General features: G+C 68.6%; 17 protein-coding genes and 1 pseudogene. 5 read left to right on the top strand and 13 right to left on the bottom strand.

Annotated elements, in window-relative coordinates; all coding sequences use genetic code 11:
* Nucleotides 1–209: 209 nt before the first annotated feature.
* Both ACWDAG_RS36600 and ACWDAG_RS36595 read right to left on the bottom strand, forming a co-directional pair.
* Complete coding sequence (locus tag ACWDAG_RS36600; RefSeq protein WP_450699858.1) at nucleotides 210–707, bottom strand: GNAT family N-acetyltransferase; 498 nt, start codon at nucleotides 705–707, stop codon at nucleotides 210–212.
* Between the two features lie 101 nt (nucleotides 708–808).
* Nucleotides 809–1,471, bottom strand: coding sequence for a GAF and ANTAR domain-containing protein (locus ACWDAG_RS36595; RefSeq protein ID WP_450699857.1), 663 nt, complete (start codon nucleotides 1,469–1,471; stop codon nucleotides 809–811).
* 444 nt (nucleotides 1,472–1,915) lie between these two features.
* On the opposite strand from ACWDAG_RS36595, the gene ACWDAG_RS36590 reads away from it, so the two are divergent.
* Nucleotides 1,916–2,452 carry an AAA family ATPase gene (locus ACWDAG_RS36590; RefSeq protein ID WP_450699856.1) on the top strand — a complete coding sequence of 179 codons (537 nt, stop codon included), beginning with the start codon at nucleotides 1,916–1,918 and terminating at the stop codon, nucleotides 2,450–2,452.
* Between the two features lie 62 nt (nucleotides 2,453–2,514).
* On the opposite strand, the gene ACWDAG_RS36585 is transcribed toward ACWDAG_RS36590, so the two are convergent.
* From ACWDAG_RS36585 to ACWDAG_RS36575, 3 genes are read right to left on the bottom strand one after another with little or no spacing between them, the layout of a single operon-like run.
* Nucleotides 2,515–2,934 carry a hypothetical protein gene (locus ACWDAG_RS36585; RefSeq protein WP_450699855.1) on the bottom strand — a complete coding sequence of 140 codons (420 nt, stop codon included), beginning with the start codon at nucleotides 2,932–2,934 and terminating at the stop codon, nucleotides 2,515–2,517.
* Nucleotides 2,931–3,089 carry a hypothetical protein gene (locus tag ACWDAG_RS36580; protein ID WP_450699854.1) on the bottom strand — a complete coding sequence of 53 codons (159 nt, stop codon included), beginning with the start codon at nucleotides 3,087–3,089 and terminating at the stop codon, nucleotides 2,931–2,933. The genes ACWDAG_RS36585 and ACWDAG_RS36580 overlap by 4 nt, the downstream gene beginning before the upstream one ends.
* A complete protein-coding gene (locus ACWDAG_RS36575) occupies nucleotides 3,065–3,340 on the bottom strand; it encodes a hypothetical protein (protein WP_450699853.1) in 276 nt (91 codons plus the stop codon). The genes ACWDAG_RS36580 and ACWDAG_RS36575 overlap by 25 nt, the downstream gene beginning before the upstream one ends.
* 162 nt (nucleotides 3,341–3,502) lie before the next feature.
* Here ACWDAG_RS36575 and ACWDAG_RS36570 point away from each other — a divergent pair, with 162 nt between their 5' ends.
* On the top strand, nucleotides 3,503–3,805 hold the full coding sequence (locus tag ACWDAG_RS36570) for a transposase (protein WP_450699852.1): 303 nt from the start codon (nucleotides 3,503–3,505) through the stop codon (nucleotides 3,803–3,805).
* Nucleotides 3,699–4,037, top strand: a complete 339-nt coding sequence (locus ACWDAG_RS36565; RefSeq protein WP_450699878.1) for a hypothetical protein — start codon at nucleotides 3,699–3,701, stop codon at nucleotides 4,035–4,037. Before ACWDAG_RS36570 ends, ACWDAG_RS36565 begins: the two co-directional genes overlap by 107 nt.
* 218 nt (nucleotides 4,038–4,255) lie before the next feature.
* Here ACWDAG_RS36565 and ACWDAG_RS36560 read toward each other — a convergent pair whose 3' ends face one another.
* From ACWDAG_RS36560 to ACWDAG_RS36545, 4 genes are all read right to left on the bottom strand, one after another.
* Nucleotides 4,256–4,645 carry a hypothetical protein gene (locus ACWDAG_RS36560; RefSeq protein WP_450699851.1) on the bottom strand — a complete coding sequence of 130 codons (390 nt, stop codon included), beginning with the start codon at nucleotides 4,643–4,645 and terminating at the stop codon, nucleotides 4,256–4,258.
* A 573-nt stretch (nucleotides 4,646–5,218) separates the two neighbouring features.
* The gene (locus ACWDAG_RS36555; RefSeq protein ID WP_450699850.1) at nucleotides 5,219–6,241 is read right to left on the bottom strand and encodes an SDR family oxidoreductase; all 1,023 of its coding nucleotides are present in this window, start codon (nucleotides 6,239–6,241) and stop codon (nucleotides 5,219–5,221) included.
* 11 nt (nucleotides 6,242–6,252) lie between these two features.
* Nucleotides 6,253–6,972 carry a DUF998 domain-containing protein gene (locus ACWDAG_RS36550; protein WP_450699849.1) on the bottom strand — a complete coding sequence of 240 codons (720 nt, stop codon included), beginning with the start codon at nucleotides 6,970–6,972 and terminating at the stop codon, nucleotides 6,253–6,255.
* Nucleotides 6,969–8,018, bottom strand: coding sequence for an aldo/keto reductase (locus ACWDAG_RS36545; protein ID WP_450699848.1), 1,050 nt, complete (start codon nucleotides 8,016–8,018; stop codon nucleotides 6,969–6,971). Before ACWDAG_RS36545 ends, ACWDAG_RS36550 begins: the two co-directional genes overlap by 4 nt.
* A gap of 75 nt (nucleotides 8,019–8,093) precedes the next feature.
* Here ACWDAG_RS36545 and ACWDAG_RS36540 point away from each other — a divergent pair, with 75 nt between their 5' ends.
* Together ACWDAG_RS36540 and ACWDAG_RS36535 are read left to right on the top strand one after the other, a co-directional pair.
* Nucleotides 8,094–8,630 (top strand): TetR/AcrR family transcriptional regulator, encoded by a 537-nt coding sequence (locus ACWDAG_RS36540; protein ID WP_450699847.1) that lies wholly within the window; start codon nucleotides 8,094–8,096, stop codon nucleotides 8,628–8,630.
* Nucleotides 8,631–8,873: 243 nt separating this feature from the next.
* On the top strand, nucleotides 8,874–10,496 hold the full coding sequence (locus tag ACWDAG_RS36535) for an alpha/beta fold hydrolase (RefSeq protein ID WP_450699846.1): 1,623 nt from the start codon (nucleotides 8,874–8,876) through the stop codon (nucleotides 10,494–10,496).
* A gap of 416 nt (nucleotides 10,497–10,912) precedes the next feature.
* On the opposite strand, the gene ACWDAG_RS36530 is transcribed toward ACWDAG_RS36535, so the two are convergent.
* From ACWDAG_RS36530 to ACWDAG_RS36515, 4 genes and pseudogenes are all read right to left on the bottom strand, one after another.
* A complete protein-coding gene (locus tag ACWDAG_RS36530; RefSeq protein WP_450699845.1) occupies nucleotides 10,913–11,899 on the bottom strand; it encodes an aldo/keto reductase in 987 nt (328 codons plus the stop codon).
* Nucleotides 11,900–12,375: 476 nt separating this feature from the next.
* Nucleotides 12,376–12,615, bottom strand: a complete 240-nt coding sequence (locus ACWDAG_RS36525; protein WP_450699844.1) for a hypothetical protein — start codon at nucleotides 12,613–12,615, stop codon at nucleotides 12,376–12,378.
* Nucleotides 12,616–12,648: 33 nt separating this feature from the next.
* Nucleotides 12,649–12,855 carry a hypothetical protein gene (locus ACWDAG_RS36520; RefSeq protein WP_450699877.1) on the bottom strand — a complete coding sequence of 69 codons (207 nt, stop codon included), beginning with the start codon at nucleotides 12,853–12,855 and terminating at the stop codon, nucleotides 12,649–12,651.
* A gap of 118 nt (nucleotides 12,856–12,973) precedes the next feature.
* Nucleotides 12,974–13,294 (bottom strand): annotated as a pseudogene (locus ACWDAG_RS36515) (DUF6000 family protein); the annotation flags it as partial.
* Nucleotides 13,295–13,423 lie beyond the last annotated feature (129 nt).

The raw sequence follows: 13,423 nt of genomic DNA, 5'->3' as shown, positions 1-13,423 counted from the left end.
CAACCCGCCTGACACCCCATCAGAACGAGCGTCAAATGAGCGTCACGAGCGTCATTTCAGCGTCAAGATATCGCCCGTGACGCCCACACCGCACATAATGCACACGAGCAAGACCGCAGGTCAGGAGCCCTTTGCCGCCAGCTCAAGGATGGCAACGCACTCCAGATGATGTGTCCGGCCGGTCAGCATGGACGCTCCGGTCTGCGCCGTCACCCCGAAACGGGCATGATCAGCGTCTTCACGAAGTCGACGGCCCCTTCCCGCTGGTAGAAACGGAGGGCGTCATCATTGCCCGCGATGACAGAGATCTTCATGACCTGGACACCCGACCTGGCGAGACGCTCGCGCACGGCCTTGACAAGGGCCTGACCGACTCCGGCGCCGCGAGCCTCGTCATCGACCACGAGGGTTTCCAGCACGCCGACTTGGTCCCCCCACTGCCATGACCCCGGGGCGTCCAGGATGCGCACGACCGCGTAGCCGAGCAGGTGATTTCCGTCCCGAGCGACCAGTACCGCGGCGAGCGGCTCCTGCAGCCATTCGAGGTACTGGCCCCGCCGCAGACGCCACGAGTCCTCGGGCGAACGAAGCGCACCGAGAGCCGCCAGATGTGCCGCCTCCCGACTGTGGTGGACCAGGAGCTGCCCCCACAGGCGCTCCAGGCAGTCGACCTCGGAGGGAGCCAGAACGTCGATCACGGGATTCATGCCAGGAAGCGTAGTCAGCGAAGGCTCCGCGGCTCTCACCGATTACCTGGTCAACCATCCGTGCAGAGCCACCAGGCCGCCCTCATCGCCCCACTGTCCTGTCAGGACAGACTGCCTTGTTCGCAGACGAGGCGGGCGATCTCACGGAGTTTGATGTTGCTTTTTTGCGAGTAGCGGCGCAGTACGTCGAACGCCTCCTCCTCGGTGAGGCGGCGGCTGCCCATGAGGATGCCCATGGCCTCGCCGATCACGTGGCGGGTGGCGACGGCCTGCTCCATCTGCGCATGGGTGCGGGCGCTGGAGAAGGCGACCGCCGCGTGCGAGGCCAGCAGCCATCCGGCCAGCTCACTGGCCTCGCTGAACGCACCAGGCTTGCGGGAGTAGAAGTTCAGCGCGCCGAAGTCCTCGTCGTCGGTGAACAACAGGAACCCCATCATGGAGCCCACCCCGAGCGCGCGGGCTTCCGGAGCGAACGCCGGCCAACGCTGATGCTCAGTGGTGAGGTCGGCGATGCGGAAGACCCGCTCGCCCTCCGAGCTATGAGCGGTGTCGAAGCACGGCCCTTCACCCAGCTGCTGTTGCAGCAGGTCGCTGTCGGTTACCAGCTCGTGCGTGGGGGCGAGCGTCTCCACCTTCGTGTCGTGCAGCACGAGGATGCCGGCTGCGTCGCATCCGTCGACCAGCTCGGTGGCCGAGGCAGTGATCCGCTCAAGGGTGGCGGTCACCGAATCCTGCGCCAGCAGATCCCGCGCCAACGACGCCATCTGCTGCGCGAACCGACCTCAGTCCACTTCGTCCTCCGCTCTTCGTCCCGCCCGGAACAGGCCTCCCACGCCGCCCATATGGGCATGGCATCTCCACAGAAACAGATACCCACGGGCAGGCGAGGGGATCACTCCCGGCAGTGCGACACGCGGGCATCGTCGTCACGGTGACGATGAGATGGATGATGGCGCCGCCGTGAGCAGCGCCTCGCCGTGCTGCCGGCTGTCGGTGCGCATAGCCTGAAGAGGCTCGGGGCCTGTGGCGGAGGTGTGCCGTGCCCCGAACCATTTGGTCAGGAGCAATCAGCTCGTGGCAGTGGTAGCTGAGCTGGGGCTTTGGCCGTCCGCAGGCTGTGCCGGAGCAGTCACTCGGTCGAAGCTACACCTGGCCTGATCGCGGCAACGGCGTCGCTGGCCCGGAGTGCTCATGCCTACGCTGGCGGTGTGACATTGGTGTGGGTGACGGGTAATTCAGGGGCTGGTAAGTCCACGGTCTGCGGGGTGTTGCGAGAGCGTGGCTACGTTGCGCTCGACGCCGACGAGGACGGCTTCAGTCGCTGGATCGACCGAGCCAAGGGCGAGGTCGTGATGGATCCTCCGTATCCGGTTCCCAGCGGCTGGCTCGATCGATACGGGTGGGCGATCGTCCGTGAGCGCGTTGAGACCCTCGTCGAGGAGTCTCGTTTCCGCATCGCGTTCTTGTGTGGGTCGGCGGAGAACGAGGCAGACGTCCGCGATCTTTTCGACGTGATCGTGTGCCTGGTGATCGACGAGGACAACCTCCGCCACCGGCTCGCGACCCGCACTACGAACGCATTCGGTCAACATCCCGAAGAGCTCGCAGCGGCCCTGAAGTGGAATCCTCGGATGCGATCGATCTACGAACGCCTCGGCGCGACGATCATCGATGCGTCCAAGCCGGTGACCGAGGTGGTGGACAGCGTGGTCGATGCAGTTCAGGAGCTGAGAGGCGGTGCGTAAGTTGATGTCCGTTTCGCGTCTTCGGGAGGGGCGAGCGGGCTGGCCGCGGTGTCGGCGGACGGCTACGGCCGCGGCTGGGTGAACAAGCCCTGCTCAGTGTCGACCAGGATTCTGCGTTCAGTCAGCCGCTTGAGTTTCAGACGGGTGTCGTTGATGTCGTTGGGCGCGATCTCCAGGTCCATCGCCTCACACACCTGCCGCGTCCTCAGCGGCGCATCGGCCGCGGCGAACGTCATGATCTGCTGGTAGGCCGGATCGTCCGGCTGCTTCGGGGCCGGCGGCGCGGGCGGGGCCGGCTCGGGCAGTTCCAGCAGCGTCTTGCGGGTGATCCGGACCTCCTCGGCGGCCTGGCTGAGTTCGTCCAGCCGTGCGGTCAGCTGCGCGACCTGCTCCCTGGCCGTCTCGGCCTGCGCGGCGATCTGCCGTTCCTGCTCCTCCAGCCGCGCAAGTACCGCCCCGAGGGTCAGCTCCCCGCCGGTCATGTGCTGCGCCACGACGCAGCGGCGGCCTCGGTCAGCCGGCGCAGTATCACCGCGGTCATCGCCCAGTACACCCGCGACTCCGAACTGAGCGGCAGGTGCTCGTAATCGCGCACCAGCCTGCGGTGCAGCATCAAGATCCCGTAGGCGCGCTCCACGATCCACCTTTGAGGATCGGCACGAACCCGGTCCGGGCCGGGTTGCGATCCACAATCTCCACCTTGATGCCCACCTTCTGCCCGTGCATGACGACGGCGTTCTTGAAGCCCTGGTCGACCAGAGCCTTCTGAATGTTCTCGGTGTCGGCGGCGACCTTGTCCAGCAACGCGATGCCCGCAGCGTTGTCGTGCACGGACGCAGCGAGCACCACCAGGCTCGGGTCCGCCTTCCGCCGCGCCTTGTCCCGCACCTGCCTCCGCAGCAGGTCGTGGATGGTCCGGTCGGTGCCTCATCGCGCCACTTGGTGAAGTAGTACATCACCGCGCCACGCGGCGGCAGGTCGACTCTGCGAACGCCGCTGAGGCCAGTCAGGGCATCGACGCCGGCAAAGAACAAAGGGCGTAAGCGTCACGTGGCCACGGATACGCTCGGCCTGGTCCCGGCCGTCATCGTCACGGCCGCCTCGGTGCACGACTCCACCGGCGGAAAACGCTTGCTCGACGAGCTGGCCGCCTCGCATCCCAGCGTGACGAAGGTCTGGGCCGACGGCGGATCCCAGAACAGCGTCTTCCAGCACGGGGCCGCGAGGGGGAATCGACGTCGAGGTCGTGAAACGGCCCACCACCAAACGATTCCAACCCCCGGCGAAACGCTGGGTGATCGAGCGGACGTTCGGCTGGCTGATGCAGCATCGGCGCCTCGCCATGGACTGTGAAGCACTGCCCCAGCGATCCCGCGCAATGGTCCACTGGGCCATGGCTGACAAAACTAGCCGCGAGCTGAGCGGAGAATCTACACCAAACCTGGCGAATCGAATCCGGCGAATCGGGCAGCGTGACCTGAACATTGATCAGATGCTCTCTAACACCCCCGGCGGTCCGCATCGCGCGCGGGTCGAGCTGGGCAAGGAGTACACCCGGCTCAAGAAGCCGTTGCCCGAGAAGTGACAAGGACGCCAGCCACACCGACGCCTGCCGCTAACGCCCTCTTCAAGCGCCCCTGACGGCGCTTCCCGCCGAACCGTGACGAATCGGGGCATCGTCTGGCCGAAGGCGCCCCTGCGCTGCGGGCCAGCATTCGCTGCCGCCCTGCCCGACTGTCAGTGCCTGCTCCTGAGCCTCGACCCCGGCCAGGGCCCCCCGTCGTGGCGTGCGCGCTGTTGCGCCTACTGCGGGTAGCCCTGTTCGGTCATGCACTGCTGGAAGGTCCTCTCGTGCATGGTGGCGGAGAAGGCGTCGGTGAGGGTGTCGAGGGACTTGTCACCGGAGTTGCTGCCGCTCGGGTAGGCCTGGTCCGCGACAGTCTCGCAGTGGGCGCGGGCTTCGGTCTCGGTGAGCTGGACGTCCGCGTTGTTGGTGGAGACGGTGCCAGTGGCGTCCTGTCCGTCCTTGCCCGCAACTCCGGGCAGCCCGCGCGGTCCGGGTGGACCTGGAGGCCCTGCCGGCCCGGTGCGGCCTGCGGGCCCGGGTGTGCTGCGCTGGGCCTTCAGGTCGCCGATCTGTATCTGCTGGACGACGAGCGCTGTTGACTGTGCGGCGAGCACGGCTATGAGCACTCCGACGAGGATGTGGTTTCGCCGTGGTCTTCGTGGCGTGTCAACGCTGTTCACGTACCCCCCTAGGTGTGTGACGGCGAAAGTGTAGGGGAGTGCCGATGGGGCTGTGACTGCTTGGCGTGCTGGCGGGCGAGCGCGTCAATACGCTGGTGGTGCTCGGGGCTACTGCGGAGGTGTGCGATGCCCCGAGCCGTCTGGAACGGAGCCATCTCCTTCGGCAACGGCACTTCTCTGAACTGGCGCTTCTTCAAGCTCCGCTGACGCTGCGGGCTGGCCTGCGGCAGGAGCGACGTGGATGAGGACGCTCGGCGGACACGCCCTGCCGATGGCAGAGCCACTTCTCTCTTCACCCACGACGCTGATGCCTTCACCGGCCAAGAGACGGGCGACTGCGGAACATGCCGGTTGCCGCGACAGTCCGGAGCCTCCGTCTACGCTCAACCACCGGGCAATCAGGCGGCACGCACCGAACGCCGGCGCGGCCCCAAGGCCAGCGGACACAGTCGCTCCGGGGCACCAGTCCAACGCACCTTCGGTGCCTCAAGGCTGTCGCGTCGGTCGGTTACGAGCCGGTCATTTGCCGACGCCGTGGGCGAGGAGGCTCTCGGCGGTCTCCGCGATGGTGTCCTCGATGGGACGGGCCCGCCATCCGAGCAGCTTCTCCGCCTTGGAGCTTGTGGCGTCGAGATCCCGGCCGATCTGGTGCTTGAGCAGGCGCAGTTCCGGGTTCACGATGCCCAGTGTGCGGGCGACCCACACGGGCAGTTCACGGGTCGGGGCCTTCGCGGCGCGCTCACCGAGGCGCTCGTGCAGGATGCGTGCGATGTCGATGACGCGCAGGCTGTGCCCGGCGATGGCCAGGAAGCGTTCGCCGGCGGCTGCCGGATCGGTCATCGCGCGCAGGTGCAGGTCCGCGACATCGCGCACGTCGACGAAGCCCATCCCGAAGGGAGGGCACGCGGGAACCTGTCCTTCGAGCATTCTGCGGACGAGACGCAGAGATGGCGGGTCGTCCAGGCCGAGCAGGGGTCCCAGGACCCCCACGGGATGAACCGCCGCCAGTTCCAGGCCGCCGCCTTCGTCCTGGATGAACTGCCAGGCGGCGCGTTCGGCGAGTGTTTTGGACCGCTGGTAGGGCGGGATGTCGCTGTCGACGTCTGTCCAGTCCTCCTCGGTGAAGGGGGTCGAGCGCGGGGGGTGCCCGATCCCGATGGCGCCGAAGGCGCTGGTCAGCACGACCCGGCGCACACCGGCGTTGCGGGCTGCGCGCAGCACCCGCAGGACACCCTCGCGCGCGGGGACCACCAGGTCGTCGTCGTTCGCCGGCGTGTGGCGCAGGGTCGGCGAGGCGACGTGGAGGACGAAGTCGCAGTCGGCGACGGCAACGTTCCAGCAATCGGAGTGTTCGAGGTCGGCGCGCACGACGGTGAGCCGGTCGTCGTCGAACGGTGTGGCCGCGTACAGCCAGGAGCGCAGCGCCGGCTCGCGCCGCAGGTCGCGGACCGTGGTGCGGACGATGTGCCCGGCATCCAGCAGGGCCTGGATGCACCAGCTCCCGATGAATCCGGTTCCTCCGGTGACCAGCACTCGTGTCATCTGTCTCTCCTTCAGCTCTCGGCTCGTGCGGTAAGGGGTGCCGGCGGGTGCGTCGCACGGTGGCGCTGGGTGGCGGCCACGCTGCTTCCGAGGAGGGCGTGGCCGATCATGATCGGGTAGATGACGGCGCGCTCGAACAGGCCGATGTTCCACATCCAGCCGGTGAACACATCGGTCATGAAGAGGGGGAATGCGATCAGTCCGGCGGTGCCGAGCGCGGTGCTCGCGATCGAGCGGCCCCTGGTGAGACCGATGCGGGTTCCGCCGGTTCCGACGGCGATCGCCATGATGTTGCCGGCGAGCATGACGCCCTGGGCGCCGACGGTGTGGAAGGCGATCAGGCCGTTGTCGACGTTGGCGTTGGAGCCCTGGAAGATGCCGACGAGCGAGACTCCGACACCGGCGAGGACGGCGAGGCTCACGATGACGACGGGGCGGGCGCCCTTGCGCGGGTCGAACACGAGGAACGTGCCGACGATCAGGAGGGTGCCGTAGATCACCCAGCCGGTGTCCATGACGGCACCGAGGGGAGAGTTGGCGACCTGCCCGAACGCGGTCTGCGGCGAGCCGGTCAGGCCGAGGTGGCTGACCCAGTTGTACAGGGGCGAGTACGGCGGGTCCTGCCATGCGGCGGCGGTGATGAACTCGGCGCCCCAGGACACGAGCGGGCCGACAAGGATGAGGAGGGCTCCGGCGCGAGCAGCTGCGCCGGAGCGGACGATGGGGTTCATGCGAGAGCCATACCGGGAACGCGCTTGCGGATGGCCTCCATCTCGGCCTCGCCGGATACGCCCTGCCAGTCGTGGCGGGGGGTGTACGGGGCCTCCAGGACGCGCACGTCCTCGTCGGTCAGCGCGATGTCGAGAGACGCCACGGCCTCATCGATCTGCCGGATCGAGCCGGCGCCGACCAGGGGTGCGGTGACGACCGGCTGGCGGCGCAGCCAGGCGAGCGCGACCTGTGCGCGGCTGACGCCGTGCGCGTCCGCGACCTGTCCGACCGCGTCGATGATGGCGCGGTTGGACGCCTCCTGCTCGGGCGAGTAGAGGGTGTCCGCGTACGCGCCGTCCGTCTCGGAGCGCGCCGTCGAGCGGGCATCGTCCCACGCGCGGGCGAGACGGCCGCGGGCCAGCGGCGACCAGATGATCGTGCCGACGCCCTCGTCCAGGCACAGCGGGATCATCTCCCGCTCCTCCTCGCGGGCGAGCAGGTTGTAGTGGTCCTGCATCGAAACGAACCGTGCCCAGCCGTGCCGCCTCTGCAGGTGCAGCGCCTTCGCGAACTCCCAGGCGTGCATGGACGAGGCGCCGAGGTAGCGGACCTTGCCGGCCTTCACGAGGTCGCTGAGTGCCTCAAGCGTCTCCTCCCACGGGGTGGCGTGGTCGTTGCGGTGGATCTGGTAGAGGTCGATGTAGTCCGTGCCGAGGCGGCGCAGCGAGTGGTCGACCTCGGTCATGATCGCCTTGCGCGACAGGCCGCGGCCGTTCGGTCCCAGCCGCATCGGGTGGCGCAGCTTGGTGGCGATCACCACGGCATCGCGGTCGGCGAAGTCCTTGAGCGCGCGGCCGAGGATCTCCTCGCTGGAACCGTTGGAGTACATGTTCGCGGTGTCGAAGAAGTTGATCCCCGCCTCCAGTGCGTGCCTGATGAGCGGGCGCGCGTCCTCCTCGCGCTTCGACCAGACGGGATGCCCGCGTTCGGGTTCGCCGTAGGTCATCGCACCGATCGCGATCGGGGACACGTCGAGGCCGGTCACGCCGAGCTTGATGTAATGCATGACGCTCCTTAAAGTATTCGGAGAGCTCTCCACATAACGTAGTGGAGAACTCTCCACTTAGCAACGTGAGGTCCCGTGGTCCGGTCAGACGCCCGTGAGAACAGGGCACGCATCCTCGCCGCCGCACGCGAAGCGCTCACCGCGGACGGCAGCACGTCGATGAACCAGATCGCCCAGCGCGCCGGAGTCGGCGCGGGCACCCTGTACCGCAACTTCCCCACACGCGAGGCGCTCGTCCTGGCCGTCAACCAGGACGAGGTGGCACGCATCACCGGCACCGTGCCCGACCTACTGGCCCAGATGCCGCCGCTGGAAGCCCTCCGGCACTGGACGATGGACCTCGTCGAGGCCATGCGGCGAAAGCACGGCCTCGGCGACGCACTCACCCCGGGCGTGCACCAGGCGATCAGCGAGCAGAGCTACGGGCCGGTCATCGCCGCGATCACAGAACTCCTGGACGCCGGTAAGAAGGACGGAAGCATCCGTGAGGACGCCGCACCTGGGGACTTCCTCCAGCTGACCGGCGCGTTGTGGCGTGCCGCGTCCAGCCCCGTGGACCGGGCCCCCCACATGCTCGCGCTCATCCTCGACGGACTCCGCACGCACCGCTAGTGGAGGGCCTCACGGCTGCAGGGGTACGCTGCCGTTTGGACCTCATAGCGAGGATCCCCCACCGTTCTCAGCGAGGTCCTCGGCGTCTCCATCGGAGCGGCCACCGGCTGGGCCGCCGCCGCAGGCGGCCCCCTCGCGCAGTACGCCGCCGAACTCAGTCGCCGCTCCAAGAGCGAGCTCAAGGTCGGATGTTGACGGTGACACTCTCGAAAAACGGAGACTACGGCGTGAGTGAATAGGGGCATGCTCTTCGACTTCACGCACGACCACGACGGAGAACGGCTCAAGGGTGTGTACGGCGGTGATCCCTCCGGGGTGACCGCCGTGGTGCTGCATGGCGCGGGCACCGGCAGCACGGAGCGACTGCTTCCGCTGGTCCGGGAGTTCGTGGCCCACGGCTGTCGAGCGGTCGCCTTCGACTTCTCCGGGCACGGCGAAAGCACCGGGAAGCTCGGTGAGTCGAGCCTGCGGCGACGGTTCGAGCAGGCCGTCGCGGTGATCGACGCGTACGCGAGGGCGGACGGGCCGCTGGTCCTGGTGGGCTTCAGCATGAGCGGGCAGACGGTGGCGGATCTCGTCCGGCACTACGGGGATCGAGTGGCGGCGCTGGGGCTGTGCGCGCCCGCCGTATATGCCGCCGAGGCGTGGGATGTGCCCTTCGAGCAGGGAGCGGGCCGGTTCAGCGGGATCATCCGGCGGCCGGACAGCTGGCGCGCGGCGCCAGCGCTTGAGGTGCTGCGGGCGTACGAGGGCCGCGCGGTGCTCGCCGTGCCGGGCACGGACGGGGTGATCCCGCCCAAGGTGACCGAGGCCGTACAGAACGCGCTGACCGCGCGCGCCCAGTACACGCGGTTCGACCTTCCGGAGGCGCAGCACCAGCTGGGGCTGTGGTTCCGCGATCACGGGGAGGACCGGCGGGAGTTCGTGGAGGCGGCGCTGACCGGCCTCGACAACAAGGGCTGGACGGCCACGCGTGCGTGGGTGGCCAAGCAGCTCGGCCCCGGCCGCTCGGTCGCCGAATCCCGGCTCCTGTACGGCGGTTGGAGCTCCCAGATGCGCCGACTCACCCTCGACGACGGCTCGGAACTGGTGCAACGCACCTTCGTGAAACCGTTCTTCCGCCGTGCGGCGCCTGGGCTGCTGGCCCGCGAGGCGTCCGTCCTGACTCTGCTCGCCGGGCAGGAGGGCATCCCGGCTCCCGGGTTGGTCGCCGTGGATGCCACGGCCGAACACTGTGACCACCCGACCCTGCTGATGTCCGCGTTGCCCGGCCGCGTCCGCGTGGACGAGGACGACCTCGACCGGCGCCTGGACCTGCTCGCGGCCCAGCTCGTGCGCGTCCACGGCCTCGTACCGGACGAGAGACCGCGCACGTACCAGGCGTGGACGTCCCCGGAGCGGGTCCGCACCCCGCACGGCCCTCTGTGGGATCGGGCCGTGGACGTGATCCGCCGCGACCCGCCGCCGTACGAAGGCTGCTTTCTGCACCGCGACTTCCACCCCGGGAACGTGCTCTTCACGGGAGCAGGGCCGGGGCTGCGGATCAGCGGTGTCGTGGACTGGGTCGAGACCTCATGGGGACCTGCCGACCTGGACGTGGCGCACTGCTCGACCGCGCTCGCTCTGCTGCACGGGCCGGCGTACGGGCTGGAGTTCCGCGAGCGGTACGAGGCACACGGCGGCCGCGACCTCGCCGACGACCCCGACCACCTGTACTGGCGGCTGCTCGACGCCCTGCACTACTGCCCCGACGCGGCGAAGCTGGCCGGGCCGTGGCGCGACCTGGGGCGGGACGATCTGACGTCCGAGGTGCTGGGAGAACGCCTGGAGGCGTACGTGGACGGACTGCTGCAGCAGTACGGCTGACCGGCCCTGGATCACTCGTCCGACTTCTGCAGGAACTGCTCGCCGCCAACGCCCCGCGCCAGCCCGATGAAGGTGCCAGAACCGATCGTTGATGTCCCAGGGACCGGCAGCTGCGCGAACAGGCGGTGCCGTGCACCGCGGCCGACGTCCGCTGCTGCCTCCCCCCAGTCCGCCCCTGGACGCGCACCATCCGGCAGCCAGGCCCGCTTGCGGCAGCGGGGAGAGCAGCACGTTGCCGAGACGGGACCTTCGGCCTCGACCTTCCAGGACGCCCGCACTCCGGGCAACTGGCCGCCACGCCGGCCTGAACCGCCTCGTGGAGGTCAGACGAACCAGGCAGGCCCCGCCAGTCGTTCAGGGCCGGCTCACGAAGCAGAAGCCGCCGGGGCCGGCTGGGGGGGAACCCGGTGGTGGGCTCAGCGGTTGACGAAGGTGAGGCTGTTCTCGTCGTAGCGGGTGCCCGCGATCTGCTCGGTCGGTGCGGCGGCCTCAATGGCGGCGAGGTCCTCGGAGGACAGCTCGACCGTCAGGGCCGCGAGGTTCTCCTCCAGGTTTCGCTGCCGTCGGGTGCCGGGGATCGGCACCACGTCGTCGCCCCGGTGCTGGACCCAGGCCAGGGCGAGCTGGCCGGCGGTGATGCCCTTGGCCTCGGCCAGCTCGTTCAGTTTGGCCACAATCGCCAGGTTGTGTTCGAGGTTGCCGTCGGCGAAACGCGGCTGGCTGCGCCGCACGTCATTGTCCGCCATCGCCTCGACCGAGCGGTAGCGGCCGGTGAGGAAGCCGCGGCCGAGCGGGGAGAACGGGACGATGCCGATACCGAGTTCACGGCAGACCGGGGCGATCTCCGCCTCCAGGTCGCGGGTCCACAGCGACCACTCGCTCTGCAGCGCGGCGATCGGATGGACGGTGTGGGCCCGCCGGATGGTGGCCGCGCCGGCCTCGGACAGCCCGAGGTGGCGGACCTTGCCGGCCTTGACCAACTCGGCCATGGCGCCGACGGTTTCCTCGATGGGCACCTGCGGATCGACGCGGTGCTGGTAATAGAGGTCGATGTGGTCGACCCCCAGCCGGCGCAGCGATGCCTCACACGCCTGGCGCACGTAGGCGGCGTCGCCCCGGACCTGGGTGGGCTCGCCCAGACGGTTGGCGAAGCCGAACTTCGTGGCCACCACCACCTCGTCGCGGCGCCCGGCGATGGCCCGTCCGATCAGCTCCTCGTTGTGTCCGGAGCCGTAGAAGTCGGAGGTGTCCCAGAAGGTCACCCCGAGGTCGAGGGCGCGGTGCAGCGTCGCGATCGACTGCGTGTCGTCCGTGACGCCGTAGCCGTGGCTCATGCCCATGCACCCCAAGCCCTGTGCGGAAACCGCCAGTTCGCCGAGGTGCCGGGTGGGGACTGTGGTCATGCTACTGCCTCCTGAGCTCGTCGGAACCGCCTGCCCAAGACGCTAGGAGTTCGAGCGCACTCCATGTCAAACGACGGCATGCCACTCGCCGGACTCCCCACTTCCCTCAGTACCGGATCAAGCGCAGTCGGCCAGCGAAACGGCCGGACCGGAGCGACATCCTCGACCCGGCCGTTACGCAATCCAGCATCGGACGTCGCACCCGCCCGCGTACGGGGCTCAAGTACGTCAGCTCGATGTACGGCCCCGCGGACTCCACCCGGCCGGCACAGCCACCCAGCGCGTGCACCTCACACGACTGGGTTCGACGGCAAGGAAGCCCGAACGGCTGGGTTCCCTACGTTGTTCTGCGGGAGCGGGGAGCCCTTCGCATGGTTCACCCACCCGGGGGCGCGGGGTGCGGCTGACTAGGTTCTGCCGCTGGTGGCTCAGGCCACTCATGCACGCTGACCGTGTGGCCCGACGAGGCGTAACCGTCAGCCCTCCGGCACGCCGTGCCGCACGGCCTTCTTCACCGCCTGCTCCAGCACGTACCGCGACACGCCCGCGTCCTCGCGCCCGGCGTAATCCGTCACTGCGGCCTGGAACTCCTCGGCCGCCTTACGCCACTTCTTCCACTGCGCGTCGTACGCCTCACCGTCGAGGCCAGCGAGCTTCGTACGCGCGTCTTCGACGGAACGTTCCAGCTTGATCAATTCGTCGGGGATGTCTGCCACGGGAAGCGAATCCTAAGCTCCCCGGTAACCCACCTACGCCGCGGTGGCCCCCACACCATCGGCCTCGTGGTCGTCTCCGCCGGCTGGATCCTGCTCACCCATACGCGTGGCGGCCTCCGCCACCCTGGCCACGGCCTCCCGCTCGGCGACCGCCCGGATCCGGGCCACCTCCTGAGAGACGTCCTCGATCGAGTAGCCCGCGTCCAGCAGCATCTGCACTGCGGTCTCCAGCGAAATCACGCCCGCCCCGTACGACCTCGTCCAGCACCGCGGCGCCCGGTCCGTCGGCGTGTGCCGCGCCCACGCCAGCCGTGCCGAGAACGACTCCCCGGCCGCCCAACCCTCTGTAGACCTCGCCGGCGAGGAAGAGGTCGCCGACGCGTTCGCGGAAGCTCGCCCGCCGGCCTCCACCGATCAGCCAGGCGGCGGTGAGGCGCGAGCGCCATTCGCAGGCGAGGAACGCTTCCAGCTCGGCGCCGGTGATCGTGGCGGCAATTTCTCCGCGCTGTCGCGCCCTTGTTCGCGTCCGGCTCGCGTCCGGCTCGGGAGGGTGTCGATCGCCGGTAGTCGCGGTCGGTCCTGTGCGGCGACGGGTCCGTCGGTGGTGATCGGACGTGCCGCGTCGCGTCTCCCGTCGCGCGCCACACCCAGGGGGCCGGGTGAGTACCGGATCGCTCATTTGTACGTTCGGTTAATCGGATGTGTCGGATGTATTGACGCGCTCTCTTTTCCGGATTTAGCCTCTGCCCGATTTCACGAACAGTGTTCGATATATCGTTCAACGCCTGATGGGACAGTGAGTTGGTTA

The sequence above is a fragment of the Streptomyces sp. NPDC001157 genome (assembly GCF_053598255.1).
The sequence above is the reverse complement of the archived record's forward strand: the minus strand, read 5'-3'. Positions and strand labels throughout refer to the sequence as shown.

Excerpts from the sequence above, each read along its gene's own strand:
- ACWDAG_RS36600 (WP_450699858.1), bottom strand. The coding sequence starts at position 707 with ATGAATCCCGTGATCGACGTTCTGGCTCCCTCCGAGGTCGACTGCCTG.
- ACWDAG_RS36595 (WP_450699857.1), bottom strand. The coding sequence starts at position 1,471 with ATGGCGTCGTTGGCGCGGGATCTGCTGGCGCAGGATTCGGTGACCGCC.
- ACWDAG_RS36585 (WP_450699855.1), bottom strand. The coding sequence starts at position 2,934 with ATGACCGGCGGGGAGCTGACCCTCGGGGCGGTACTTGCGCGGCTGGAG.
- ACWDAG_RS36555 (WP_450699850.1), bottom strand. The coding sequence starts at position 6,241 with ATGACACGAGTGCTGGTCACCGGAGGAACCGGATTCATCGGGAGCTGG.
- ACWDAG_RS36550 (WP_450699849.1), bottom strand. The coding sequence starts at position 6,972 with ATGAACCCCATCGTCCGCTCCGGCGCAGCTGCTCGCGCCGGAGCCCTC.
- ACWDAG_RS36545 (WP_450699848.1), bottom strand. The coding sequence starts at position 8,018 with ATGCATTACATCAAGCTCGGCGTGACCGGCCTCGACGTGTCCCCGATC.
- ACWDAG_RS36535 (WP_450699846.1), top strand. The coding sequence starts at position 8,874 with ATGCTCTTCGACTTCACGCACGACCACGACGGAGAACGGCTCAAGGGT.
- ACWDAG_RS36530 (WP_450699845.1), bottom strand. The coding sequence starts at position 11,899 with ATGACCACAGTCCCCACCCGGCACCTCGGCGAACTGGCGGTTTCCGCA.